This is a genomic window from Frateuria sp. YIM B11624 (genome assembly GCF_049727805.1).
Taxonomy (GTDB): domain Bacteria; phylum Pseudomonadota; class Gammaproteobacteria; order Xanthomonadales; family Rhodanobacteraceae; genus Frateuria_A.
In genome coordinates this window covers 119,968-142,434 of the sequence record NZ_JBCNYA010000006.1, presented here as the reverse complement: position 1 = coordinate 142,434, position 22,467 = coordinate 119,968, and the positions used below count along the sequence as shown (strand labels likewise).

Genomic DNA, 22,467 nt, shown 5'->3' with positions numbered 1-22,467 from the left:
ATCAGCCGCCTCCGAATCCGCTGTGCTGCGAGTACAGCGCATGCCAGCGGCCGCCTTCGTGGATGAAGACGTCCACGGAACGTACGCCAAGCTGCGGGCCCTGCGCCGGGTCGTAGAAGGTGATGATCGCGGTGTCGCCGTGCAGCACCACCTTCGACTCGGACGGGTGCGCCTTGCGCCAGGCCTCGACCATCTGCTTCTGCTTGTCCTTGTCCAGTCCGCGATTCTTCGCCGCGTGCGCCACGATGCCGGCCTTGGGCGTCGCCACACCCTTGTTGCTCACCGAGCGGTACTCGGGCAGCAGCATCTGCTCCAGCCAGGCGGTGTCGCCGTCGGTTTCGGCATCCGACCAGTGCTGGTCCACCGCCATCACAGCCGCGGCGGTCCTGGCGGTCTCGTCCACGGCGCCGTCGCGCGAGGCCGCCATCGCGTGCGCTGCGACCGCAGCCGCGGCCAACCACAAGCCGGCGCCGACCAGGCGGACGGGATTGAGACGAAAAGGGCGATGCGTCATGTCGGGTTCCTCGTCTATGGGCGGCGGCATCGCCGCGCCCACAGGCTGCCCCGCGCCCTGCACGCGCGCCGCCGGAACGGGGCGAGCGACGACGCCGCGGTGACCGGCGGTCGCCAGATGCACACCAGCGGCGGCGCGCGCCCTTCCACCCGCTGGCGCGCGCCGCTGGAGGCGACCGGCGCGCCGCCCGTCACAGGCCGCACGACAGGCCGACACGTCGGCGCCAGCCTGCGGTCATGTCGGCTGCGGCCGCTTGCCCAAGGAAATCCGTCGATGCACAGCAGATCGCTGACCGCCCTCTTCGCCCTCGGCCTGGCACTGGGAGTCGTTGCCGCGCCGCCGGCGCGCGCCGACACCGCGGCCGTCGATCCGCCGGCGCCCGGGCCATGGGCGCTCGAGCACGATGCCTCTCCCGCCTTCACGCCGGATGGCAGCACCGTGGTATTCGCGCGCGGCCACGGCATCACGCGCCGCGTGCTCGTCGCCAGCCGCGAAGGCAGCGGCTGGTCCGCGCCGCAGCCGGCACCGTTTTCCGGTGGCGACTGGATGGACCTGGAACCGGCGATGGCGCCGGACGGCTCGTTCCTGATCTTCGTTTCCAACCGACCCGCGGGCGCGCAGGGCAAGCCGCTGGACGGCAACTACGAGGGCCAGTTCCAGCCCGGCCGCGGCGGCAACCTGTGGCGGGTGGCGCGCACCGCGCAGGGCTGGGGCGTACCGCAACGGCTGCCCGGGACGGTCAACGCCGGCAGCTCGGTGTACGCGCCGGCGGTGGCGGCGGACGGCAGCGTGTATTTCATGCAGCCGGACCCGCAGACCGGCCATTTCCGGCTCTACCTCAGCCGCTTCGCCGGTGGCCGCTACCAGGCCCCGCACGCGCTGTCCTTCAGCAGCGGACGGCTGGCCGACTACGACCCGGCGGTCGCGCCGGACCAGTCCTTCATCGTGTTCAGCTCGGACCGGCCGCCCTCGACCGATACCAGCAGCGCGATCTTCATCGCGTTCGCGCGCGCCGGCGGCGGCTGGGGCACGCCCGTGCCGCTGGGGCCGTCGGGCACCGAGTCGCGACTGAGCCCGGACCGGGCCACGCTGTATTTCAGCGGCGCGGACAAGCGCATCCACCGCTTCGCCCTCGCCGACTGGCTCGGACACCACGCCCCCAGGCCATGAGACACCTTTCCGGAGCCGGCGGCAGGTTGCACACTGCCGCTCCTGGTTCTGGCGGGAGCAGCGCGATGGAAACCGTCGACGGAGGCTCGGCACTCACCGGCACGCGGTGGCAACGCCATGCGCTGGCGTTCGCCTGCTGGACGCTGCTGGCGCTTTCCTATGCGCTGAGCGGCGGCCTGTCCTCGATCAGCGAGGGCTATCCGCCGGCATGGTCGCGCGCGCTGGTGTGGAACCTGGCCAACTTCTGGCTGTGGATGCTGCTGGTGCCGCTGGTGGGCTGGCTGGGCCGGCGCGGCGCCGGCGCGGGCTGGCGGCGCTTCGTCGCCGTGCACGTACCGGCGAGTCTGCTCATCGCGCTGGCGCAACTGCTGGTGCACCTGGTGATCTTCTGGTTCCTGTGCGGTCCCGGCCGCATGCCGGTGCACACGCTGGGCCAGTACGTGCGCATGGAGTTCGCCTACAGCTACCACCTGGCGGTGGTGACCTACTGGATCGTGCTGGTGGTGCTGCTGGGCATGGATTCGCGCCGGCGCCTGCGCGACGAGCGCCTGCGCACCGCGCAACTGGAAGGCCAGCTCGCGCAGTCGCAGTTGCAGGCGCTGCGCATGCAACTGCAGCCGCACTTCCTGTTCAACACGTTGAATGCGATCTCCGCGCTGGCGCTGGCCAATCCGATCCAGGCGCGGCTGATGATCGCGCGGCTGAGCGACCTGCTGCGCCTGACGCTGGAGGAGTACCACGCGGTGGAAGTGCCGCTGTCGCGCGAGATCGAATTCCTGCGCTGCTACCTGGCGATCCAGGAGGTGCGTTTCCAGGATCGCCTGAGCACCGAGCTGGACGTCGATGCCGACACCCTGCAGGCCGCGGTGCCCAGCATGATCCTGCAGCCGTTGGTGGAGAACGCGTTGCGCCACGGCCTGCTGGCCAAGGCCGAACCCGGCCGCCTGCACGTGACCAGCCATCGCGACGGCGACGCGTTGCACCTGCGCGTGGACGACGACGGCCTGGGCCTGCCGCCGGGCGGTGCGGCCGAAGGCGTGGGCCTGGGCAACACGCGCGCGCGCCTGCGCGTGCTGTTCGGCGCGGCGGCCAGCCTCGCGCTGGAGCGCAAGGCCGACGGCGGCACGCGGGTGGAACTGCGCCTGCCCTTCCGCGAGCACCTGGCATGAACGGCGCGCCGATCCGCACGCTGCTGGTCGACGACGAGGTGCTGGCGCGGCTGGCGCTGCGCCAGGCGCTGGCCGCGCACGCGGATGTCGAGATCGTCGGCGAATGCGGCAATGCCGCCGAGGCGATGCAGGCGATCGGTGCGCTGGCGCCGGACCTGATGTTCCTGGACATCCGCATGCCCGGCATGGACGGCTTCAAGCTGCTGCACCAGCTCAAGCCGGACACCTTGCCGATGGTGGTGTTCGCCACCGCCTACGGCCAGCACGCGCTGCGCGCGTTCGACGCGCATGCGCTGGACTACATCCTCAAGCCGATCGACCAGGCCCGCTTCGACCAGGCGCTCGCGCGGGTGCGCCAGCACTGGCACGGGCTGCAGGCGCGCGCGCCGGCACCGCAGTCCGTCGCCGAGCCGCTGCAGCGGATCAGCGTGCGCGTGGACGAGCACATCCGCGTGATCGCCACCGACACCATCGACTGGATCGAGGCCGACGGCAACTACGTGCACATCCACGTCGGCAAGCAGGCCTACCTGCATCGCGAGACGCTGGCGCATCTGCTCGCCGCGCTCGATCCGGCGCGCTTCCTGCGCATCCACCGCGGCACGCTGGTGAACGTGGAGCGCATCCGCGAAGTGCATCCGCTGTTCAAGGGCAGCGCCGAGGTGGTACTGCACGACGGCACCCGGCTGGACCTCAGCCGGCGCTTCCGTGCGCACGCGTGGCGGGCGCTGGGGATGAGCTGAGCGACGTCCCCTTCCTGCGGAGAGGATTCCCGTTTTCCAGGGTGCCGTCCGGCCCGCCGTAGCGACCGCTCGTCACAAACCCGCGGCACCCCGCGTGCCGGCGCGCGAGGCTGGCGGCCTTCCCCGCAAGGACGGCCGCATGAGCCTCTACCGCATCGCCCTGGCCCTTTCGCTCGCGCTCGCCGGCACCGCCGCCGGCGCAGCCGACACCGCGCAGCCGGAGATCTTCGCGCCCGGCACGATCTCCGGTCCGGCGGGCGTGGACTGCCTGACCTTCGCGCCCGACGGCGCCACCGTCTACTTCGACCAGCAGGCCGGCCGCAGCGCCTTCATCATGGAGGCGCACCGCACCGCCACCGGCTGGTCGACGCCGCGCATCGCGCCGTTCTCCGGGCAGTGGCTGGACCACGACCCGGCGATGGCGCCGGACGGATCGTTCCTGGTGTTCACCTCGAACCGGCCGGACGTCCCGGGTGGAGCGCCGGTGCACGGCGGCCATCTGTGGCGCGTCGACCGCCACGGCGGCGGCTGGGGCACGCCGGTGCGCCTGCCCGACGTGGTGAACGACGGCCCGGGCATCTTCGCGCCCAGCGTGGCGGCCAACGGCGACGTGCTCTACCAGCGCCGCGACGAGCCCGAACACGAGTTCCACCTCTACCGCACGGCCTGGCGCGACGGCCGCTACCAGCCACCACAGCGGCTGGCGCTGGGCGACCCGCGCGCGCACGAGCTGGACCCGGCGATCGCACCGGACGGCTCGTTCCTGGTGTTCGACGCCAACTACGCCGGCAGGGACGTGCCCGACCGCCTGTACCTCGCCTTCCGCGACGGCGATGGCTGGAGCACGCCGGTGGACCTGGGCGACGCGGTGAACCGCTACGAGCCGTGGGGCTCGCACCTGGGTCCCGACGGCACCACCCTGTATTTCACCAGCAACCACACGACGCCGGTGGCGTACCCGCGCCCGCCGGCGCAGGCGCAGGCCGACCTCGAGCGCATGCGTGCGTGGGACAACGGCAACAACCACATCTGGCGGCTGCCGCTGGCGCCGTGGCTGGCCGCGCACCACGCGCGCTGAACTTCACCCGCTGATCGCCCGCAAGGAGCCTCCATGTCCCTTCGCTATCTCGCCGCCGGTGCCGCCTGCGCCGCGGCGATCTCCGCACTGCCGCTGGGCGCGTACGCAGCACCGGCCGCCGAACTGCTCGGCCCCGGCGTGATCTCCACTGGCCTGCAGGAAACCTCCGCCGCGTTCTCGCCCGACGGCAACACGGTCTATTTCCTGCGCTCGGACTTCTCCGAGAAGGACGACACCATCCTCTACTCGCAGCGCCGCGGCGGCCGCTGGTCCACGCCGCAGGTCGCGGCCTTCTCCGGCCGGTGGCACGACTCCGAACCCACCTTCTCGCCGGACGGCCAGCGCCTGTATTTCGTTTCCAACCGCCCGCTGCAGCCAGGCGGCGCGCCGCTGCAGGCCGACAACGGCGGCCACCGGTTCGCCGGCACCAACCTGTGGTACGTCGAGCGCCAGCCCGAAGGCCGCTGGGGTGAGCCGGTGCACGTCGACGGCGCGCTCAACGACGGCGCGATGATCTACAACCCGTCGGTGGCCGCCAACGGCGACATCTACTTCTCCGCGCACCGCCCCGACTCGGGCAAGGCCTACCAGATCTACGTGGCGCGCCATACCGCGCATGGCCAGGCCGCGCCGGAGCGGGTCGACCTGGGCGACGTCGCGCACAACCGCATGGACCCGGCGATCGATCCGCAGCAGCGCTTCGTGCTGTTCGCCGGCGACGAAGGCGACGCGATCGGCCGCGCCGACATCTACATCGCCTTCCGCCAGCCCGACGGCCGCTGGGGCAAGCCCGAGCACCTGGGCGGCGAGGTCAACAGCGACGCGCTGGAAAACGCGCCCGCACTGGGTCGCCGCTTCGGCGAGCTGTACGTGTCGAGCAACCGGCAGCCGGCCATGACGTTCCCGAAGGCGCACGACGACGCCCGCTCGCTGCAGCAGCGCCTGTCCGCGCCGCTCAACGGTTCGCGCAACCTCTGGCGCGTGGACATCTCCGACGTGCTGCGCGCGCACGGAATCTCACCTTGAGATCGCAAGGAATCCGCATGACCCGCTTCCTGCCCGCCTTGCTGGCCCTGCTGTCGCTGCCCACGGTGGGCAGCGCCGCCCCGGCCACCGCCGCCGCGCTGACGCCGAGGCTGCACGCCGGCGACAGCTTCGGCAATGTGTTCTCGCGCACCATCGCCCTGCAGGCGCCCGGTTTCGACGAGGCCGTGCGCCGCGTCAGCGGCACCGCCACCTACCGCGTGGTCGACGCCGCGGCCACGCCGCCGCGCCTGCGCATCGACTACCGCTACGACGGCCGGCCCGCAGGCAGCGGCGCCGTGGCGCTGCCCGACGAGGGCGCCACCAACTGCTTCGACGGCAAGTGCGCGCCCAATACCGATGCCAGCGGGCTTGCCTACAACCCATTGTTGTGGGGCCGGCCGCCGGCCACGCTGCGGGTCGGCCAGCACTGGACGGTGGACATCGACGCGCCGTGGGAACTGGGCCCGGCCGGCCGGCAGACGGTGACGGTGGTGGCGTTCGATCCGGCCAGCCACACCGTATCGCTGGAGCGCGAAGGCAGCGGCAACGGTCCCTGGCTGGGCGACGCGCCGCAGGTCACGCTGACCCGCGGCGAGCGCTCCTACACGGTGGCGCGACAGGCCGGCCGCGCGCACTGGCACGGCCGCACCACCTTCCGCGACGGCATCGTGCTCAGCGACGAACTGGTCAGCGAACGGCCGGTCACGCTCAGCTCCGCCGAGCTCGGCCGCATCGACGGCGTCGAGCGCCAGTACATCCTGCTCAACGCCACGCCGCGCGTGGAGACCCGCTGATGCGCGCCCGCACGGTCCACGCCGCCCGCCTCTGCCTGGCCGCAAGCCTGCTGCTCGGCGGCATCGCGCACGCCGCCACGCCCGACCCGGCCGTGCCGCGGCCGGTCGCGCTGGACGGCATCCTGCACGCCGACAGCGACGACACGCTGGCCTTCACGCCCGATGGCGACACGGTGTTCTTCGACCGCAGCGAAGGCGCGCGCAAGACCATCATGGTCTCGCGCCGCGTCGACGGCCGCTGGACGCCGCCGCAGATCGCCGCCTTCTCCGGCCGCTGGTTCGACCAGGACCCGCTGGTGGCGCCGGACGGCAGCTACCTGCTGTTCGATTCCGACCGTCCGGTACGGCCCGGCGGCCCGCCGCTGGTGCAGGACTATTTCGTCGGTGGCCGCGCGCCGGGCTCCAATCTGTGGCGGGTCGACCGCCAGGGTGAGGGCTGGGGCAAGCCGGTGTGGCTCGGGCCGCTGATCAACAACGATGTATTCATCGATTTCGCCAGCGTCGCCGCCGACGGCACGCTGTACTTCATGCGCTTCGATCCCGAGGCCAGGGTCATGCACACCTGGCGCTCGCGCTACCGCGAGGGCCGCTACCTGCCGCCCGAACGGGCCGGCCTCGGCGATCCGGCGATGTCGACGCACGATCCCGCGGTGGCACCCGACGAATCGTTCATCGTGTTCGACTACGGCAAGGTCAAGGGCGGCCTCGGGCGCCTGTGCATCGCCTTCCGCGAGGGCGACCACTGGGGCCATCCGATCGACCTGGGCAACGAGGTCAACCGCGACCTGCCGTGGGGCGCCCATCTCGCGCCCGACGGGCATACCGTCTACGTTACCGGCCAGTCCGGCATCCGGCAGTTGTCGCTGGAGCCGTGGCTGCGCAGGCACGCCGACGCGACGCCGTTGAAACACCCCTAGCGCTGCACCATCACCGCGAACCAGCCCCAGCCGCGCACGCGCTCGGTGATCAGCTTGACGCTGGTGAGCATCGGCACTGCCAGCAGCGCGCCGGGGATGCCCCACAGCCAGCCCCACACCAGCAGCCAGATCAGGATGGCGATCGGCGACAGGCGCATGCGGTGGCCCTGGATCATCGGCGTGATCAGGTTGCCCTCGACGCCGGTGATGCCGGCGAAGGTGACCGCCGGCAGCAGCGCGGTGCCCAGGTCGTGCGAATGGATCATGCCCACCAGCGCCAGCACGATGGTGGTGGTGATCGCGCCGACGTAGGGAATGAAGTTGGCGGTCATCGCCACCACGCCCCACAGCAGCGGATCGGGCATGTGGTAGAGCCAAAGCATCAGCGTGGTCAGCGCGCCCAGGCTCGCGTTGATCGCCAGCGCGGTGAGCAAATAGCGCGAGACCTCGATCTGGATGCTGCGCACGATTTCCACCGCGTGCCGTTTGTAGGCGAAGCCGGGCGAGATCTCCACCAGCCGCCGCAGCAGCGAATCGCCGTAGATCAGGAAGAAGAACACCAGCAGCACCACGGTGAGCACGGCGGCGAGCACCTTCGGTGCGGTCGACACCACGTCCCACGCGGTGATCGCCACCGCGGTCGGATGCGGCGGCTGGGCGCGCACCGGCCCGCCGACCAGGCTCTGGGTGGCGCGGTTGGCCGCCTCCAGCGGCTTGGTGACGCTGCGCAGCTTGGGCACGAAGCTCTTGATCGCCGCGGGCGCACCATGGAACCAGCCCAGCGCCGGCTGCGCCAGCGCGCCGACGCCGGCGCCCAGCCCGGCCAGCAGCGCAACCATCAACACGCTGGCGGTGAACCAGCGCGGCACCCGGTGGCGCGCGCCGGCCGCCACGATGGGGTTGAGCGCCAGCCCGATGAACGCGGCCAGCACCAGCGGGATCAGCAGTACGCGCGTGATCGTCACCGTATAGAGCAACGCCAGCACCAGCAGCGCGTTGAGCACGATTCGCACCGCCAGCAGGTGGCGGCGCAGGCTGCGCGCGAAGCGCAACTGCGGCGTGCCGGCGACCGGCGAGGGCACAGTCGCCGGCGCCGCGTCGACCGCGGCCGGCGCAGCGGCAGGATCGGGCAGGTTCATGCGTCCTCGACGGCGGACTGGGTCGCGGAGTGGGCGGCCAGGAAGCTGGCGCCGATGGTGGTCGCCTCGCTCACCAGCGCGCCGAGCAGGCTGCCCATGCCGGGCAGGCGCAGCGGCTGCATCTTCATCCGTCCCATCACGAAGCCGGCGCCGGCGGCCACGCCCAGGATCGCCCACGGGTGACGTTCGCCCCGCGCGAGCAGGGCCGAGGCCGGTAGTGCCACCGCTTCGCGCGCCTCGTGCATACGCCGTTGCGCGGCGACGACCCGCGCGTGCTGGCCGAACATGCTCATGCCGCGTCCTCCCCTTCCGCCCGCCGCCGGGCCCGTGCCTTGGTCTCGCGCATCATCGCACTCCATTCGTTGCGCGTGGCGGGCAGGCTCATCCAGTGCATGCAGCGGCGGAAGAACAGGATCGCGCCCAGCACGAACAGCAACTGCAGCACGGCCAGCACGACCAGCGCCCACACCCAGGACGCGAACCACTTGGCCAGCAGCACGCCGACCAGCGCCAGCAGGGTCAGTCCCAGGCCTACGCCGGCCACGGTCGCGGCCAGGCCCGCCAGCAGCATCCACGAGAGCGCGCTGCGCGCCAGTCCCACCTCGGCCGAGAGCAGCTCCAGCTGCGCGCCGAACAGGTCCTTGACGCCATGGCCGAGCCGGCCCAGCTCGTCGAGCACACCGGCAGGCGGCGTCGCGTCGGCGGCGCCGTCGGGGCTGGCTTGTTCGGCCTCAGGCATCCCTGGCACTCGTCGACGAAGGGGTCAGCGGCGAAGGATACGACCCAGCAGCCAGCCGGCGCCCACCGCGATGGCGATCGACTGCATCGGCTTCTCGCGCACGTATTCGCGCGCCTGCGCCATCCACGCCTCGGCCTTGTCCATGGTTTCGTCGCGCAGTTCGCGGCTGCGGTCGGCCAGCTCGGCCGCCTTGTCGTTGGCCCGGTGCGCGGCATCGGCGGTCTTGTCGGCCGCGCGGTGCACGCCTGCCTCGACCTTGTCGGCGGTGTGGTTGACCGCCTGCTTGGTGCGCGCCACCGCTTCGGAGGTGGCCTGCTTGACCCGCTCGGCGCCCTGGTCGATGCGGTTGTGTGCCTTCGACATGGCCGCCGTATCCGCCAGCGGATCATCGGCCATCGCCGGGTTCGACATCGCCGGGTTGAGGCCGGGGTCGCGCGGTGTGGAGGAGCTTTGGATCGGGTTGGTCATGGCGTTCTCCCGGTGGAAGGGTGACGGCGCCGCCGCTCAACTGGCGCGGCGGAAGAAGGCAATGATCGCAAGGATCAGGAAGATGACGAAGAGAATCTTCGCGATGCCCGCGGCCGCGCCGGCGATGCCGCCGAAACCGAGGATCGCGGCGATGATGGCGATGACCAGAAAGACGATGGCGTAATGCAGCATGACGGCTTACCTCTGGGTAGGTGACGATCCCCCGGGCCGGCCCGCATGGCCAGACGCCGATCATTCATCCACAGGGGCTGCCATCTGCACGTGAAGAGGCGCATGTCCGTGCGCCCCCGCGTTCACTTCGCATCCGGGTTGATCGCGTAGGTCCCCGTCAACGTGGCGCTCGCCAGTACATGGCCGTCCATCACCGCGCGCAGCTGGTCGAGACTGAAGCCCGAAGAAAGGCCGAGGCCTGGCGTATCCAGCGCATGCAGCTCGAAGCGGTAGCGGTGCACGCGCGCGTCGTTCCAGGGCGGGCACGGGCCGTCGTAGCCGAGGTAGGTGCCGGCCATCTCCGGATCGGAGGCGAACCAGCCGCTGTAGTCGTTCTCGCCCTGCCGGCTGCCGGACGGGCCGGTCGGCGCGCGCTTGCCGTGCGGCGTGATGCCGTCGCTGCAGGCGCCGTTGCCAAGCTCGCCGCAGTCGGCCGGGATGTCGGCCATCAGCCAGTGCACGAAGTCGGTACGCGGCAGGTCGGCGCTGACCGTGCGGCCTTGCTTGTTGACGTCGTCGCCACGGCTGGGCGCGTCGGGATCGATGCAGGTGAGCACGAACGAGCGCGTGCCCGGCGGCGCATCGCGCCAGGCCAGGTGCGGGTTGCGGTTGTCGGACAGGGCGATCGGATCACCGGGCTTGCCGAAGGCGCATGCGCGGGGGATCGGCTGGCCGTCTTCAAAATCGTTGCTGCGCAATTGCATGGGAATCCTCCTCTATCGAAATCCGGCTTCCTCTCCCCTGCGGGGAAAGGGTTGGGGTGAGGGATCGCTCTGCCTCGCAAGAGCCGAGTCCTTCAGGGCTCGCATGAAAAAGTTTCCGCAAGCCCGGCCCCTCACCCCGGCCCTCTCCCCGCAGGGGAGAGGGAGCAGAGCCTCAACGTCCGTAGGTCACGCGATAGACCGCCCCCGCCTGGTCGTCGCTCACCAGCAGGCTGCCGTCGGGCAGCGGCTGCACGTCCACCGGCCGCCCCCAGGACTGCTCGTCCTGCTCGAAGCCGGTGATGAACGGCTCGTAGGACGCGACCTTGCCGCCGTTCAGCCGCACCGTCATCACGCGGTAGCCGGATTTCTTCGTGCGGTTCCACGAGCCGTGCTCGGCGACGAAGATCGCGCCGCGGTAGTGCGCGGGGAACTGCTTGCCGGTGTAGAAGCGCAGGCCCAGCGACGCCACGTGCGCGCCCAGCTTGAGCACCGGCGGCGCGTAGTCCTTGCAGTCGTGGCCCTTGCCGAATTCCGGATCGAGGATGTCGCCCTGGTGGCAGTACGGGTAGCCGAAATGTTCAGCGACGCGGTCCAGGCGGTTCAGCTCGTCGCTGGGCACGTCGTCGCCGAGCAGGTCGCGGCCGTTGTCGGTAAACCACAGCTTGCCGGTGGAAGGCTGCCAGTCGAAACCGACCGTGTTGCGGATGCCGTAGGCGACGTCCTCCAGACCCGTGCCGTCGGCATTCATGCGGGTCAGCTTGGCGTAGGCCTTGTCCTTGTCGCACAGGTTGCACGGCGCGCCGATCGGCACGTACAGCTTGCCGTCGGGACCGAAGGCGATGAACTTCCAGCCGTGGTGCGTCTCGGTGGGGAACCTGTCGTAGACGACCTCGGGCCTGGGCGGATCGTCCAGGTGGTTCTCGATGTCGCGCAGCACCAGGATGCGGCTGACCGCCGACACGTACAGGTCGCCCTTGTGGAACGCGACGCCGACCGGCAGCTGCAGGCCGCTGGCGATCACGCGCACCTTCTCGGCGCGGCCGTCGTGGTCGGCGTCGGTCAGTGCGTAGACCTTGCCGGCGTCCATCGAGCCGACGAACACGGTGCCCTTCGCGCCCAGCGCCAGTTCGCGCGCCTGCGGCACCTGGTCCGAATAGACGGCGATGTGAAAGCCCTTGGGCAGGGTGAGCCGGTCCAGCGACGGCGCGGCCCAGGCGGGTGCGACGGACAGGACGAGCAGCAGCACGAACGGCACACGCATGTCGGCTCTCCTTGCGGGGAACGCCCAGCGTAGCGCCGAAGCCGTGAAGCCGGAAAGGACCGGGCCGCTCCTGCTACCGTACGCGCCTCACAAGGGGGATGCATGAGCGAACTGGACGACCTGGCCACCCTGGTCCGCGCGGCCACGCCGTTGCTGGTGATCGAGACGGTGGACGAGCAACGCGTGATCGAGTGCTTCCGCCACGTGATCGCCCAGTCGCTGCGCCCGCTGTGGCGCTGGACGCTCACCGACGGCCTGGGCCGACTGGATTTCGCCCAGCCCGGCGCGCCGGTCGCCCCCGACGCCAGCGCCACGCTCGACGCCATCCGCGCTGCCGACACGCGCGGCGTGTACCTGCTGTTCGATTTCCACCCGTTCCTGCGCTACGCGATGAGCCTGCGGCAGTTGCGCGAGATCGTGCAGCGGCAGAAGAGCGCGGCGCACACCGTCGTGCTGGTCGGCGCGAAGATCGAACTGCCGGAGGCACTGGAAGCCCTCGCCACGCGCGTACCGCTGGCGCTGCCGGACCTGAAGGAGCTGGCCGGCATCCTGCGCGGCGAGGCGGCCGCCTGGCAGCGCGAGCAGGGCCGCCGGCTGGAGGTCGACAGCGAGGCGGCGCGCACGCTGGTGCGCAACCTGGTCGGACTGTCGGCGCCGGACGCGCGGCGCATCGTGCGCAAGCTGATCTACAACGACGGTGCGCTGGGCAACGCCGACCTGCCCGAACTGATGCGCGCGAAGTTCGAGCTGCTCAACCGCTCCGGCCTGCTGCACTACGAGTACGCCACCGCGAACTTCGCCGACGTCGCCGGCGTGGCGCGCCTCAATGCCTGGGTGCAGCGCCGTCGCGCGGTGTTCCTCGACCCGCAACCGGCGCTCGATCCACCCAAGGGCGTGCTGCTGCTGGGCGTGCAGGGTTGCGGCAAGAGCCTGGCGGCCAAGGCCACCGCCGGCGGCTTCGGCGTGCCGCTGGTGCGGCTGGATTTCGGCACGCTGTACGACAAGTACCAGGGCGAGACCGAGAAGAATCTGCGTGAGGCGCTGGCCAGCGTGGAACTGCTCGCGCCCTGCGTGCTGTGGATCGACGAGATCGAGAAGGGCCTGGCCAGCGGCGGCAGCGAGGACGGTGGCGTGTCGCGCCGCGTGCTCGGTTATCTGCTGACCTGGATGGCCGAACGCAAGGCCAAGGTGTTCGTGGTCGCCACCGCCAACGCGGTCGACCAGTTGCCGGCCGAACTGCTGCGCAAGGGCCGCTTCGACGAGATCTTCTTCGTCGACCTGCCCTCGCCCGAGGCGCGCGCGGCGATCTTCGGCCTGCACCTGAAGCGGCGCAGCCTCGACCCGGCCGCGTTCGATCTGCCAGCGCTCGCGGCGGCCAGCGACGGCTTCTCCGGCGCCGAGATCGAGCAGGCCATCGTCAGCGCGCTGTACGACACCGCCGGCAGCGGCGCGCCGCCGGACCAGGCCGCGCTGTGCCATGCGCTGGAACAGACCCGGCCGCTGTCGGTGCTGATGCGCGAACCGGTGCAGGCCTTGCGCGAGTGGGCGCGCGAGCGCTGCGTGCCGGCCGACTGATCGTAGGATCGGCTCCCTCTCCCCTGCGGGGAGAGGGTTGGGGTGAGGGGTCGCTCTAGCGATGAAGTAGCTACCGGGCGAGGCTCGAAACCGCCCTTCCCGCGAGCCCCCGCCCCTCATCCCAGCCTTCTCCCCGGAGGGGAGAAGGAGCAACACCACGCGCGCCCTCCTCCACTGCAAATGTTTCAGCGGAGCGCAAATCTTGCGTCTCCGGTCATGGCGCGACCCCCACAAACCGCGGCGCCAGCAAGGGCACGGTTCTTGCCGCCTTCGGGGACCCTCGCGGCCGGTGCTCCGTGCCGGCCGTCTCCTTCCGCAGACGACACAAGGACCCATCATGTTCGCCCACAACAAACGCCTGCAGTACACGGTGCGGGTTGCCGAATGCAACCCGGCGCTCGCCAACCTCATGCTCGAGCAGTTCGGCGGCCCGCAGGGCGAGCTTGCCGCGGCGATGCGCTACTTCACCCAGGCACTGGCCGAGGACGATCCCGGCCGCAAGGACATGCTGCTGGACATCGCCACCGAGGAGCTCAGCCACCTGGAGGTGATCGGCACCATCGTCGGCATGCTCAACAAGGGTGCCAAGGGCAAGCTCGCCGAGGGCGCCGAGGAGCAGGCGCAGGCGTTCCGCGAGTTGCAGGGCGCCGGCAACGACTCGCACGTCACCCAGGTGCTCTACGGCGGCGGCCCGGCGCTGACCAATTCCGGCGGCCAGCTGTGGACGGCCGGCTACATCGACTCGATCGGCGAGCCCACCGCCGACCTGCGTTCCAACATCGCGGCCGAGGCACGCGCCAAGATCATCTACGAACGCCTGATCAACCTCACCGCCGATGCCGGCGTGCGCGACGCCCTGGGTTTCCTGATGACGCGCGAGATCTCGCACCAGCAGTCCTTCGAGAAGGCGCTGTACGCGATCCAGCCGAACTTCCCGCCGGGCAAGCTGCCGGGCAAACCGGAGTTCGCCGACGTCTACGTCAACACCTCGCAGGGCGAAGGCGACATGCGCGGGCCATGGAACAGCGACGAGAACTTCCAGTTCGTCAGCGACCGCGAGCAGATGCTGGCGATGGACGGCGGCAGCGGCACGCCGGAGGTGTCGATGGACGACAGGCAGCGCTCGGTGCTGATGCAGATGGCGCAGCGCACCCGCTCCAATCCCTCGATCAATCCGGAGACCGGCGCCGAGCTGGGCCGCAACGGCGGCCAGTCGCAAGGCACCCGCCATTAGTTGAGGGTTCCGGCAAGGGCTTCCCCCATCCGCCCTTCGGGCACCTTCCCCCGCGGTGCGGGGGAAGGACGGGTGTCCGAGGCACTCAACCGAACGCGGTGTCCAGCAGCATCATCAGCACGAAGCCGACCATCAGCCCGCCGGTGGCGAAATGCTCGTGCCCCTGGCGGTGCGATTCGGGGATGATCTCGTGGCTGACCACGAACAGCATGGCCCCGGCGGCGAAGCCCAGGCCGACCGGCAGCAGCATCGGGTAGTCGCTCACCACGCCGGCGCCGGCCAGTGCGCCGACCGGTTCGATCAGCCCCGACGCCATCCCCACCGACACCGCCCAACGCCGGCGGTAGCCGGCCGCCATCAGCGCGATCGCCACCACCAGCCCTTCGGGCAGGTCCTGGATCGCGATGCCGGTGGCCAGCGCCACGCCGTGCGCGAGGCCCGGCCCGAAGCCGACGCCGATCGCCAGGCCTTCCGGCAGGTTGTGCAGGCAGATGGCGAACACGAACAGCCAGGCCCGCTTGAGCCGCAGCGAGGGATGCCCTTCGGGTCCCTTGATGAAGTGCTCGTGCGGCAGCACGCGCTCGAGCAGTACCAGGGCCGCGGCGCCGAGCAGGATCGCCAGGCCGACCAGCGCGCCGGCCGCCCACGGCCCCTGGCCCTGGCGCTGCGCCTCGTGGATGCCCGGCAGCGCCAGCGAAAATGCGCTGGCCGCGAGCATGACGCCGGCGCCGAAGCCGAACATGGTGTCCTGCGTGCGCTGGTCGATGTTGCGCGCGAACAGCGCCGGCACGGTACCCAGCGCGGTGGCGGCGGCACCCGCGCAGCCGCCCAGGAACGCGGCGAGCACCGGCGTCAGCGCCATCCGCGGGTCCTGCGCCTGGCTGGGTGCATTGCGGGCATGCGGTCGCTGCGCCTCCTTCGAGTGGGAAGCATGCCGCCGCGCCGGCACGGCGGCGTGAACGGCGTTGACCGTCGGCAGCGCGCCGCCCATGCTGGAACGCCCTCGCCGCGGGTCCCGAATGAACACGCTGCCGCCCTTCCACCTCGCCTTCCCGGTGACGTCGCTGGCCGACGCGCGCGCCTTCTACGGCGAGCTGCTCGGTTGCCCGGAGGGCCGCTCCAGCGAGCACTGGGTCGACTTCGATTTCCACGGCCACCAGATCGTCGCGCACCTGGCGCCGGAGGAGGCGCGCGCCGTGGCCGCGCACGACGTGGACGGCGACGCCGTGCCGGTGCGCCACTTCGGGCTGGTGCTGTCGATGGAGGCGTGGCAGGCGCTGGCCGATCGGCTGCGCCGCGCCGGCACGCGCTTCGTCATCGAGCCGCATACCCGCTTTGCCGGCCAGCCGGGCGAGCAGGCCACGATGTTCCTGCTCGACCCGTGCGGGAATGCGCTGGAGTTCAAGGCGTTCGCCGATCCCTCGCGGCTGTTCGCGAAGTGACGCGCACGCGTCGTGCGTAGGGTGGGCTTCAGCGCACCACGGAAGGTTCCGGTGGTGTAGGTGATGGGCTGAAGCCCACCCTACGGCGCGAGCGCGTTGAAACGCGCGGCGATGTACTCGTCGGTGAAGCTGACCATGTCGGCGCCGCGGATGAAGCCGCAATGGCCGCCATGGTCGGCGATGTCCAGCTCCACGTTGGGCGGCAGCTGCAACTGCTCGAACGCATCGACCGGAATCACCGGATCGTCGCGCGCGGTGAGGATGGTCGCCGGCACGGCCAGGCCGGCGAGCGCGTCGCGCGCCACCGAATAGCCGTCCAGGTAGGCCTGCAGCGAACCGAAGTCGGTGTGCCTGAGCACCAGCGCCTCGGTCAGCCCGCGCAGGCTCTGCTTCAGTTCGGCCAGCTCGAAGTACTGGTGCTGCGGAAACGCCTGCTGCTTGGCCTTCAGCGACTGCCGCCACTTGCGCATGAAGTAGGCCTGGTAGAACCACGGCGCGCTCTGTTCCAGCGAGAACAGGCCTTCGCCCGGATCGATGATCGGGCACACCGCCAGCGCATAGTCCAGCGGAATGCCGGCCGCCGGCGCACGCAGCGCCGCGCGCAGGGCGAAATTGCCGCCCAGCGAGAAGCCGGCCAGCGCGGTGACCGGCCTCGGCCAGCGCCGCACGATGTCGCCCAGCGCATGCACCACCTCGTCGATGCGGCAGGAGTGGAACAGCGCCTCGTTGAGGTGGTGGCTGGCGCCGTGGTCGCGGAAGTTGAGCCGGAACACGTCCCAGCCGTCGCGCAGCAGGCGGCTGCCGGTCTGCAACACGTAGGTGGAATCGACGCTGCCTTCCCAGCCGTGGAACAGCACCGCCAACCCGCGCGAGGCACGGCCGCTGCGCTGCGCGGTGAACGCACCGGTCAGGCGCACGTCGTTGCCGCCGTCGACCACCACCTCCTCGGCATGGCCCGCCACCTCGCGCGCGCTCCTAGGCAGCAGCAGTCGGCGCACGCCGCTGGAGGAGAGCATGGTCTGCACATGGCCGCTGGTCAGCGGCCAGGGGGGACGGAAATCCTTTCCGCGCGGCAACTCGCTCATGCGTGGGCGTCTTCCAGGGCGGCTCCGATGCGCTCGCGCGAAAGGTCGGCCATGCGCCGGCGCGCGTCGGGCATCGCCGGCACCGCGGCGAGGAAATGCACCTCGGCGTCCAGCGGCGCCTCGCCCAGCATGCGCAGCAGGTTGCCCATGAAGTTCTCGCCCTCGCGGAAGCCGGCGTCGATCACCCGCCGGCCGTTGCGCGCGAAGCGCAGCGCCACCGGCTGCACCGGCACCTGCGCGTCCAGCGCGGCCTGGAAGATGCGCGCGTGGAACACCTTGAGCACGCCGTTGTGGCCGGTGCCGCCTTCGGGAAACACCGCCACCGAGCGACCGCCGCGCAGCCGTTCGACCATCGCCTGCATCACCGCCGCCAGCGAGTGGTTGCTGCCGCGCCGGTGGAAGATGGTGCCACCGGTGGCGGCCATCCAGCCGACCAGCGGCCAGCGCGCGATCTCCGCCTTGGCCACGAAGCAGGCGGCACGCTGGCTGTGCAGCAGTTCGATGTCGATCCACGAGGTGTGGTTGGCGACGAACAGCACCGGGTCGGGCAACGGCTTGCCGACGCGCACCGAGCGCAGGCCGAAGATGCGCATCAGCACCGTCGACCACCAGCGGATCATGCGGTGGGCGAACGGCTCGCGGCCGTCGACCATCACGCGGTGCCTGTTCCAGCTCAGGATCAGCGCGCACAGCAGGATGCCCAGCGCGATGTGCAGCAGCAGCAGCGGCACCCGCCACAGGTAGCGCACGGGACGCCAGGGATCGCGGTCGGGGGTGGGGGCGGTGTCCATGAGCCGGTTAGTTTAGCGTTTTCGTCAGCGTCGACGCGCATCCGCAGGCGTGATCCGCGCCGGGGCGCGCTTCATGTTTCCAGCTGTCCCAGCGGCAGCGACGGCGAACGCTTGACCGTGCGCAGCACGAAGCTCGAATTGGCGTCGGCCACGCCCGCGTCGTTGAGCAGCCGGTCGAGCAGGAAGCGCGAAAAATGCGGCAGGTCGGCCACGTAGACGTGCAACAGGTAGTCCATGTCGCCGGTCAGCGCATGGCAGGCGACCACTTCCTCCCAGCCCTCGACCTTCTCCACGAAGCGCTCGATCGCGCCGGCCTCGTGGCGCGCCAGTTGCACGCGCACGAACGCCTGCAGGCCCAGCCCCACCGCCTGCGGATCGACCTGCGCGGCATAGCCGGTCAGCACGCCGTCGGCCTCCAGCCGCTGCAGCCGGCGCAGGCAGGCCGAGGGCGACAGGCTGACCCGCTCGGCCAGCTCGGCATTGGTGATGCGCCCTTCCGCCTGCAGCACGGCGAGCAGGCGCAGGTCGGTGCGGTCGAGCTTGGTCATGGCAGCTTGCTCCGCGATTCGCGCTTGTGGCGCAAGAATACTGCGCCAGCTCACGGGTGATTCACAACAAACGCAACCTTCGTGCGGCGTACGCAGCGTATTCTTGAGGCCTGAAGGCGCCGCGCGCCATACGCTTTCCCGGAGCCGCCATGCAGACCGCCACCCCGCGCAAAGTCGAACACCAGCAGACCGACCGCGGTTACGTGCCGGTCTATGCCACCGGCGTGGTCGAGCAGCCCTGGGCCAGCTACACCCGCACCGACCACGAGGTGTGGGACACGCTGTTCGCGCGCCAGTGCCAGATGCTGCCCGGGCGCGCCTGCCAGGAATTCCTCGACGGCGTGGCCAAGTTCGGCCTGGGCGACGGCGGCATTCCGAAGTTTTCCGACCTCAACCAGGTGCTTGGCAAGACCACTGGCTGGGAGCTGGTCGCGGTCGAAGGCCTGCTGCCGGACGAGGTGTTTTTCGACCACCTGGCGCACCGCCGCTTCCCGGTGAGCTGGTGGATCCGCAAGCCCGAGCAGCTCGATTACCTGTCCGAGCCGGACCTGTTCCACGACCTGTTCGGCCACGTGCCGCTGCTGCTCAACCCGGTCTTCGCCGACTACATGCAGGCCTACGGCCGCGGCGGCATGAAGGCGCACGCGATCGGCCCCGAGGCGCTGATGAACCTTACCCGCCTGTACTGGTACACGGTGGAGTTCGGCCTGATCGACACGCGCGAGGGCTTGCGCATCTACGGCGCCGGCATCGTCAGTTCCAAGGGCGAGTCGGTCTACAGCCTGGACTCGGATGCGCCCAACCGGATCGGTTTCGATCTCGAGCGCGTCATGAACACGCGCTACCGCATCGACACCTACCAGCAGACCTACTTCGTGATCGACAGCTTCGAGCAACTGTTCGAGGCCACCACGCCCGACTTCACCTCGCTCTACGCGCGCCTGCACGGGAAGGCCGCGCACGCCGCCGCCGACGTGCTGGAAGACAGTGATCGCGTCTACCACCACGGCAGCCACGAAGGCTTCGCCACCAACGCCGATACCTGAGCGTTACTGCTGGGCGGGCCCCTGCAACAAGCCCCGCTTCGCCAGCCAGCCGCGCACCTCGCCGGTCCACAGGGCATAGCCCGCGGCGTTGAGGTGCAGGCCGTCGACGTCGAACCAGCGTGGATCCGCCTCGCCGTCGGCGCCGAGCATGCGGTGATGGACGTCCAGGAAATCCACCCCGCGCTCCTGCGCACAGGCGCGGATCAGCGCGTTGGCCGCACGGATCTGCGGCAGCTGCCTGCGCCGCGAGAGGTTGGGCTTGATCGAAAGGTAGGCGAACGGCGCCTCTCCCGCCCAGCGCCGCGCCTGGGTGACGAACGCGCCGAAGGCGTCGCGCACCTGCTCGGGCGACTTGCCATCGGCGAGGTCGTTGCCGCCGGCGTACATCACGATCGCGCGGGGCCGGTAAGACCCGATCAACTGCTCGGCGAAGTACACGCTGTCGGCGATTTCCGAACCGCCGAAGCCGCGGTTGATGGTGGGCAGTTCGGGAAAATCCGCCGCCAGCGTGTGCCATAGCCGGATCGAGGAACTGCCGACGAACAGCACCGCGTCGGCGGGGGCGGGATCGAGCCTGTCGATCGCGGCGAACGCTGCGATCTCGCTCTGCCATTCGATGAATTCGGCAGCCTCGCCGCCGGAAGGGGAAACCTGGTCGAACATGCCGTCTCCGCCGCACACGGGTTGCCCGACCCTAGGCCATGGGCGATCAAGGCGGCGTGGGTGGCGCGCGCAGGCGGCCAGGCAGCGGCGTTCGGCACGCCCGCCCGGCAGCAGGTGGAACCTCAGCGCGGGGCGTCCGGCGTTCCTCGCAGCCAATCGCGCACCAGGCCCGTCCACAGGCGATAGCCTTGCCGGTTCATGTGCAGGCCGTCCGCGCCGAACCACTTCGCCTGCGGCTGCCCGTCCGGCCCCAGCATGGGCGTAAAGACGTCCAGATAGCTGATGGCCTCCTGGCCGCGTGCGTACTCGCGCACCAGCGCGTTGGCGCGGCGGATCTCCGTCAGCAGGTTCTTTCGCGCCACGCTGGGCTTGATCGCGATGAAGGCGATCGGCACGTTCGCATCCAGCGACCGCGCGCGCTGCACGAAGGCGGCGAACGCATCGCGCACCTGTTCCGGCGTGCAGCCCTCGGCCAGGTCGTTGTCGCCGGCATAGAGCACGATGGCGCGCGGGTGGTAGGGCGCCACCAGACGGTCGGCGTAGTAGGTGGCGTCGGCGATGCGCGAGCCGCCGAAGCCGCGGTTGATCACCGCGCGGCCCGGAAAGTCCGCGGCCAGCGAGCTCCACAGACGGATCGACGAGCTGCCCACGAACAGCACCGGCTGCGCCGGCGGCGGATGCGCGCGGTCGGCCGCGGCGAACGCGGCGATATCCGTCTTCCACTGTTCCGGTCGGTCGGTACAGGCCTGCGCCAGCGACGGCAGCAGCGCGAGCATCAGCAATAGCCAGGGGATCTTCTTCATCGGGCCAACCTACCACCATGCGGGCCCAAGCGATGCGTGCCATCGCCGCTACGGCCGCTTGAGCTCGCTCACCTCGAGCACCTGCGCGATGCGCGCGCCATCCCAGCGGTAGATGAGATGCTGCGCCTGCACGCAGGGCGCGACCACGTCCGGATAGAACGCGGCCACGCATTCGCCGTCCGTGTGCCGCGCACTGTCGTAGACGATGCCGTTCGAACCGGCCGCGCGCAGCCTGCGGGCGAGCGCCACGCTCGCGGCGTAATGGTGTGGATCGTGCGCGTCCGGCCAGCCGCCGCGCAGATCGTGCAGCTTGCAGTCGATGCTGGTGCGGTAGCAGCGCATCTGCAGCTCGCAGGCCGGCTCGGCGGTGGCGGCGAGGAAGCGCTCGCGGTGGTAGACGGTTTCTTCCACCGCGGTGGCCACGCTGTGCGCGGCGTAGAACACGCCCCAACTGCCGTCGGAGAAACGGCTGCCCTCGGGATTGAGGTGGGTGAAGGCGGCCATCACCGGCGTGCTGCCCGGACCGCTGATACGCCGCTGTGGCGGCACCAGCTTCAACGCGCCGGCTTCCTCGCGCAGGCGCGGATTGGTCATCGCCTCGATGGCGAACAGCGCATCCAGCTCGGCCGGATCGGCGATGCGGTCGAACACGCCCACCGGCGGGAAGCGGCTGGGCACGATGCGGTAGGCGTGGCTCCAGCGGATGCGTTTGACGGGCGGCAACTCGGGCGACATCGGCGTTCCAGGATCATGGGCCGCCGGCGCGCACGCGCGCGGGTGGCTGCCGGGCATTGTGGCGGGCGCGGGTGTCGCCGTTTGCGACGGTGGTCAGTTCCAGCCGCGCTGCGCGTCCAGGTACTGGCGCACCACGTAGAGGTCGCCGACGTTGCCCGACAGCATGCGCTCCAGCGCCGAGTGGCCGCCGAACAGCGACGCCTGGTTGGGCTTGCGCAGCCAAGCGTCGGCCTGTGCCGGATCGGGGAACAGGATCTGCAGCGATTTCCAGATGCCCAGCAGGTAGCTGATCCGCTCGATCACGTCGCGGCCGGGGTTGCCGTCCTGGTCGCGCTTCCATTTGAAGAAGGTCGATTCGGCCGGCTCGCCGAGCAGCCGGCGCTGTTCGGCGATGCGCAGCTTCCAGTGTTCGGCCAGGCGGAAGAAGGAGCGCAGTGCGGGGCCGCCGAGGTCGCCGGCGGGAGCCTGTTCGGGACGGGGATGGGCCAGCATGCGGGACTCTCCTTTTGGAGTTCGCATCCAATTTACTGCAAATATGCAGTCGCCGCAAACCGCACTGCCCGTCCCGACCATGGCGGGCCGAGGCCCGCCG

At 70.5% G+C, this 22,467-nt stretch carries 27 protein-coding genes; 11 read left to right on the top strand and 16 right to left on the bottom strand.

Annotated elements, in window-relative coordinates:
- Window position 1: 1 nt before the first annotated feature.
- Window positions 2-514 carry a nuclear transport factor 2 family protein gene (locus AAIL17_RS04845; RefSeq protein WP_424681687.1) on the bottom strand — a complete coding sequence of 171 codons (513 nt, stop codon included), beginning with the start codon at window positions 512-514 and terminating at the stop codon, window positions 2-4.
- A 273-nt stretch (window positions 515-787) separates the two neighbouring features.
- Here AAIL17_RS04845 and AAIL17_RS04840 point away from each other — a divergent pair, with 273 nt between their 5' ends.
- From AAIL17_RS04840 to AAIL17_RS04810, 7 genes are all read left to right on the top strand, one after another.
- Window positions 788-1,684: a TolB family protein gene (locus AAIL17_RS04840; protein ID WP_424681686.1), complete on the top strand. Its 897-nt coding sequence runs from the start codon at window positions 788-790 to the stop codon at window positions 1,682-1,684.
- Window positions 1,685-1,749: 65 nt separating this feature from the next.
- The gene (locus AAIL17_RS04835) at window positions 1,750-2,853 is read left to right on the top strand and encodes a sensor histidine kinase (protein ID WP_424681685.1); all 1,104 of its coding nucleotides are present in this window, start codon (window positions 1,750-1,752) and stop codon (window positions 2,851-2,853) included.
- Window positions 2,850-3,596: a LytR/AlgR family response regulator transcription factor gene (locus AAIL17_RS04830; protein ID WP_424681684.1), complete on the top strand. Its 747-nt coding sequence runs from the start codon at window positions 2,850-2,852 to the stop codon at window positions 3,594-3,596. The genes AAIL17_RS04835 and AAIL17_RS04830 overlap by 4 nt, the downstream gene beginning before the upstream one ends.
- Before the next feature lie 139 nt (window positions 3,597-3,735).
- A complete protein-coding gene (locus AAIL17_RS04825) occupies window positions 3,736-4,674 on the top strand; it encodes a TolB family protein (RefSeq protein ID WP_424681683.1) in 939 nt (312 codons plus the stop codon).
- Between the two features lie 33 nt (window positions 4,675-4,707).
- On the top strand, window positions 4,708-5,700 hold the full coding sequence (locus AAIL17_RS04820; RefSeq protein ID WP_424681682.1) for a hypothetical protein: 993 nt from the start codon (window positions 4,708-4,710) through the stop codon (window positions 5,698-5,700).
- Between the two features lie 17 nt (window positions 5,701-5,717).
- Window positions 5,718-6,494: a hypothetical protein gene (locus AAIL17_RS04815; protein ID WP_424681681.1), complete on the top strand. Its 777-nt coding sequence runs from the start codon at window positions 5,718-5,720 to the stop codon at window positions 6,492-6,494.
- Complete coding sequence (locus AAIL17_RS04810; RefSeq protein ID WP_424681680.1) at window positions 6,494-7,411, top strand: hypothetical protein; 918 nt, start codon at window positions 6,494-6,496, stop codon at window positions 7,409-7,411. Before AAIL17_RS04815 ends, AAIL17_RS04810 begins: the two co-directional genes overlap by 1 nt.
- Here the strand turns inward: AAIL17_RS04810 and AAIL17_RS04805 are convergent.
- The 7 genes from AAIL17_RS04805 to AAIL17_RS04775 form a co-directional block, all read right to left on the bottom strand.
- Window positions 7,408-8,550, bottom strand: coding sequence for an AI-2E family transporter (locus AAIL17_RS04805; protein WP_424681679.1), 1,143 nt, complete (start codon window positions 8,548-8,550; stop codon window positions 7,408-7,410). The two genes, AAIL17_RS04810 and AAIL17_RS04805, sit on opposite strands and share 4 nt — an antisense overlap.
- Window positions 8,547-8,843, bottom strand: a complete 297-nt coding sequence (locus tag AAIL17_RS04800; protein ID WP_424681678.1) for a hypothetical protein — start codon at window positions 8,841-8,843, stop codon at window positions 8,547-8,549. The genes AAIL17_RS04805 and AAIL17_RS04800 overlap by 4 nt, the downstream gene beginning before the upstream one ends.
- On the bottom strand, window positions 8,840-9,289 hold the full coding sequence (locus tag AAIL17_RS04795) for an ABC transporter ATP-binding protein (RefSeq protein WP_424681677.1): 450 nt from the start codon (window positions 9,287-9,289) through the stop codon (window positions 8,840-8,842). The genes AAIL17_RS04800 and AAIL17_RS04795 overlap by 4 nt, the downstream gene beginning before the upstream one ends.
- Before the next feature lie 24 nt (window positions 9,290-9,313).
- Window positions 9,314-9,652, bottom strand: a complete 339-nt coding sequence (locus tag AAIL17_RS04790) for a DUF883 family protein (RefSeq protein ID WP_424681696.1) — start codon at window positions 9,650-9,652, stop codon at window positions 9,314-9,316.
- A gap of 141 nt (window positions 9,653-9,793) precedes the next feature.
- Entirely contained in the window at window positions 9,794-9,949 is a 156-nt protein-coding gene (locus AAIL17_RS04785; protein ID WP_091335435.1) for a DUF1328 domain-containing protein, read from the bottom strand.
- A gap of 122 nt (window positions 9,950-10,071) precedes the next feature.
- Window positions 10,072-10,692, bottom strand: coding sequence for a YbhB/YbcL family Raf kinase inhibitor-like protein (locus AAIL17_RS04780; protein WP_424681676.1), 621 nt, complete (start codon window positions 10,690-10,692; stop codon window positions 10,072-10,074).
- A 172-nt stretch (window positions 10,693-10,864) separates the two neighbouring features.
- Window positions 10,865-11,953 (bottom strand): PQQ-dependent sugar dehydrogenase, encoded by a 1,089-nt coding sequence (locus AAIL17_RS04775; RefSeq protein WP_424681675.1) that lies wholly within the window; start codon window positions 11,951-11,953, stop codon window positions 10,865-10,867.
- A gap of 102 nt (window positions 11,954-12,055) precedes the next feature.
- On the opposite strand from AAIL17_RS04775, the gene AAIL17_RS04770 reads away from it, so the two are divergent.
- A complete protein-coding gene (locus AAIL17_RS04770) occupies window positions 12,056-13,528 on the top strand; it encodes an AAA family ATPase (protein ID WP_424681674.1) in 1,473 nt (490 codons plus the stop codon).
- A gap of 337 nt (window positions 13,529-13,865) precedes the next feature.
- Window positions 13,866-14,762 (top strand): manganese catalase family protein, encoded by an 897-nt coding sequence (locus tag AAIL17_RS04765; protein WP_424681673.1) that lies wholly within the window; start codon window positions 13,866-13,868, stop codon window positions 14,760-14,762.
- Between the two features lie 85 nt (window positions 14,763-14,847).
- Here AAIL17_RS04765 and AAIL17_RS04760 read toward each other — a convergent pair whose 3' ends face one another.
- The gene (locus AAIL17_RS04760) at window positions 14,848-15,753 is read right to left on the bottom strand and encodes a ZIP family metal transporter (protein ID WP_424681672.1); all 906 of its coding nucleotides are present in this window, start codon (window positions 15,751-15,753) and stop codon (window positions 14,848-14,850) included.
- 28 nt (window positions 15,754-15,781) lie between these two features.
- On the opposite strand from AAIL17_RS04760, the gene AAIL17_RS04755 reads away from it, so the two are divergent.
- The gene (locus tag AAIL17_RS04755; protein WP_424681671.1) at window positions 15,782-16,204 is read left to right on the top strand and encodes a VOC family protein; all 423 of its coding nucleotides are present in this window, start codon (window positions 15,782-15,784) and stop codon (window positions 16,202-16,204) included.
- Between the two features lie 80 nt (window positions 16,205-16,284).
- Here AAIL17_RS04755 and AAIL17_RS04750 read toward each other — a convergent pair whose 3' ends face one another.
- From AAIL17_RS04750 to AAIL17_RS04740, 3 genes are all read right to left on the bottom strand, one after another.
- Window positions 16,285-17,289, bottom strand: coding sequence for a YheT family hydrolase (locus AAIL17_RS04750; protein ID WP_424681670.1), 1,005 nt, complete (start codon window positions 17,287-17,289; stop codon window positions 16,285-16,287).
- On the bottom strand, window positions 17,286-18,080 hold the full coding sequence (locus AAIL17_RS04745; protein ID WP_424681669.1) for a lysophospholipid acyltransferase family protein: 795 nt from the start codon (window positions 18,078-18,080) through the stop codon (window positions 17,286-17,288). Before AAIL17_RS04745 ends, AAIL17_RS04750 begins: the two co-directional genes overlap by 4 nt.
- A gap of 71 nt (window positions 18,081-18,151) precedes the next feature.
- Entirely contained in the window at window positions 18,152-18,628 is a 477-nt protein-coding gene (locus AAIL17_RS04740) for an Lrp/AsnC family transcriptional regulator (RefSeq protein WP_424681668.1), read from the bottom strand.
- Between the two features lie 149 nt (window positions 18,629-18,777).
- On the opposite strand from AAIL17_RS04740, the gene phhA reads away from it, so the two are divergent.
- Entirely contained in the window at window positions 18,778-19,674 is an 897-nt protein-coding gene (phhA, locus tag AAIL17_RS04735; RefSeq protein ID WP_424681667.1) for a phenylalanine 4-monooxygenase, read from the top strand.
- A 3-nt stretch (window positions 19,675-19,677) separates the two neighbouring features.
- Here phhA and AAIL17_RS04730 read toward each other — a convergent pair whose 3' ends face one another.
- The 4 genes from AAIL17_RS04730 to AAIL17_RS04715 all read right to left on the bottom strand — a co-directional run bounded on the left by AAIL17_RS04730 (window position 19,678) and on the right by AAIL17_RS04715 (window position 22,367).
- Entirely contained in the window at window positions 19,678-20,337 is a 660-nt protein-coding gene (locus AAIL17_RS04730) for a GDSL-type esterase/lipase family protein (protein WP_424681666.1), read from the bottom strand.
- A 122-nt stretch (window positions 20,338-20,459) separates the two neighbouring features.
- Window positions 20,460-21,140 carry an SGNH/GDSL hydrolase family protein gene (locus AAIL17_RS04725; RefSeq protein WP_424681665.1) on the bottom strand — a complete coding sequence of 227 codons (681 nt, stop codon included), beginning with the start codon at window positions 21,138-21,140 and terminating at the stop codon, window positions 20,460-20,462.
- 48 nt (window positions 21,141-21,188) lie between these two features.
- Window positions 21,189-21,875, bottom strand: a complete 687-nt coding sequence (locus tag AAIL17_RS04720) for an RES family NAD+ phosphorylase (protein ID WP_424681664.1) — start codon at window positions 21,873-21,875, stop codon at window positions 21,189-21,191.
- Window positions 21,876-21,968: 93 nt separating this feature from the next.
- Window positions 21,969-22,367, bottom strand: coding sequence for an MbcA/ParS/Xre antitoxin family protein (locus AAIL17_RS04715; protein ID WP_424681663.1), 399 nt, complete (start codon window positions 22,365-22,367; stop codon window positions 21,969-21,971).
- Window positions 22,368-22,467: the final 100 nt, after the last annotated feature.

What these genes read in the sequence shown, in the direction of transcription:
- AAIL17_RS04845 (WP_424681687.1), bottom strand. Translation starts at nt 514, where the DNA reads ATGACGCATCGCCCTTTTCGTCTCAATCCCGTCCGCCTGGTCGGCGCC.
- AAIL17_RS04840 (WP_424681686.1), top strand. Translation starts at nt 788, where the DNA reads ATGCACAGCAGATCGCTGACCGCCCTCTTCGCCCTCGGCCTGGCACTG.
- AAIL17_RS04835 (WP_424681685.1), top strand. Translation starts at nt 1,750, where the DNA reads ATGGAAACCGTCGACGGAGGCTCGGCACTCACCGGCACGCGGTGGCAA.
- AAIL17_RS04830 (WP_424681684.1), top strand. Translation starts at nt 2,850, where the DNA reads ATGAACGGCGCGCCGATCCGCACGCTGCTGGTCGACGACGAGGTGCTG.
- AAIL17_RS04825 (WP_424681683.1), top strand. Translation starts at nt 3,736, where the DNA reads ATGAGCCTCTACCGCATCGCCCTGGCCCTTTCGCTCGCGCTCGCCGGC.
- AAIL17_RS04820 (WP_424681682.1), top strand. Translation starts at nt 4,708, where the DNA reads ATGTCCCTTCGCTATCTCGCCGCCGGTGCCGCCTGCGCCGCGGCGATC.
- AAIL17_RS04815 (WP_424681681.1), top strand. Translation starts at nt 5,718, where the DNA reads ATGACCCGCTTCCTGCCCGCCTTGCTGGCCCTGCTGTCGCTGCCCACG.
- AAIL17_RS04810 (WP_424681680.1), top strand. Translation starts at nt 6,494, where the DNA reads ATGCGCGCCCGCACGGTCCACGCCGCCCGCCTCTGCCTGGCCGCAAGC.
- AAIL17_RS04805 (WP_424681679.1), bottom strand. Translation starts at nt 8,550, where the DNA reads ATGAACCTGCCCGATCCTGCCGCTGCGCCGGCCGCGGTCGACGCGGCG.
- AAIL17_RS04800 (WP_424681678.1), bottom strand. Translation starts at nt 8,843, where the DNA reads ATGAGCATGTTCGGCCAGCACGCGCGGGTCGTCGCCGCGCAACGGCGT.
- AAIL17_RS04795 (WP_424681677.1), bottom strand. Translation starts at nt 9,289, where the DNA reads ATGCCTGAGGCCGAACAAGCCAGCCCCGACGGCGCCGCCGACGCGACG.
- AAIL17_RS04790 (WP_424681696.1), bottom strand. Translation starts at nt 9,652, where the DNA reads ATGTCGAAGGCACACAACCGCATCGACCAGGGCGCCGAGCGGGTCAAG.
- AAIL17_RS04785 (WP_091335435.1), bottom strand. Translation starts at nt 9,949, where the DNA reads ATGCTGCATTACGCCATCGTCTTTCTGGTCATCGCCATCATCGCCGCG.
- AAIL17_RS04780 (WP_424681676.1), bottom strand. Translation starts at nt 10,692, where the DNA reads ATGCAATTGCGCAGCAACGATTTTGAAGACGGCCAGCCGATCCCCCGC.
- AAIL17_RS04775 (WP_424681675.1), bottom strand. Translation starts at nt 11,953, where the DNA reads ATGCGTGTGCCGTTCGTGCTGCTGCTCGTCCTGTCCGTCGCACCCGCC.
- AAIL17_RS04770 (WP_424681674.1), top strand. Translation starts at nt 12,056, where the DNA reads ATGAGCGAACTGGACGACCTGGCCACCCTGGTCCGCGCGGCCACGCCG.
- AAIL17_RS04765 (WP_424681673.1), top strand. Translation starts at nt 13,866, where the DNA reads ATGTTCGCCCACAACAAACGCCTGCAGTACACGGTGCGGGTTGCCGAA.
- AAIL17_RS04760 (WP_424681672.1), bottom strand. Translation starts at nt 15,753, where the DNA reads ATGGGCGGCGCGCTGCCGACGGTCAACGCCGTTCACGCCGCCGTGCCG.
- AAIL17_RS04755 (WP_424681671.1), top strand. Translation starts at nt 15,782, where the DNA reads ATGAACACGCTGCCGCCCTTCCACCTCGCCTTCCCGGTGACGTCGCTG.
- AAIL17_RS04750 (WP_424681670.1), bottom strand. Translation starts at nt 17,289, where the DNA reads ATGAGCGAGTTGCCGCGCGGAAAGGATTTCCGTCCCCCCTGGCCGCTG.
- AAIL17_RS04745 (WP_424681669.1), bottom strand. Translation starts at nt 18,080, where the DNA reads ATGGACACCGCCCCCACCCCCGACCGCGATCCCTGGCGTCCCGTGCGC.
- AAIL17_RS04740 (WP_424681668.1), bottom strand. Translation starts at nt 18,628, where the DNA reads ATGACCAAGCTCGACCGCACCGACCTGCGCCTGCTCGCCGTGCTGCAG.
- phhA (WP_424681667.1), top strand. Translation starts at nt 18,778, where the DNA reads ATGCAGACCGCCACCCCGCGCAAAGTCGAACACCAGCAGACCGACCGC.
- AAIL17_RS04730 (WP_424681666.1), bottom strand. Translation starts at nt 20,337, where the DNA reads ATGTTCGACCAGGTTTCCCCTTCCGGCGGCGAGGCTGCCGAATTCATC.
- AAIL17_RS04725 (WP_424681665.1), bottom strand. Translation starts at nt 21,140, where the DNA reads ATGAAGAAGATCCCCTGGCTATTGCTGATGCTCGCGCTGCTGCCGTCG.
- AAIL17_RS04720 (WP_424681664.1), bottom strand. Translation starts at nt 21,875, where the DNA reads ATGTCGCCCGAGTTGCCGCCCGTCAAACGCATCCGCTGGAGCCACGCC.
- AAIL17_RS04715 (WP_424681663.1), bottom strand. Translation starts at nt 22,367, where the DNA reads ATGCTGGCCCATCCCCGTCCCGAACAGGCTCCCGCCGGCGACCTCGGC.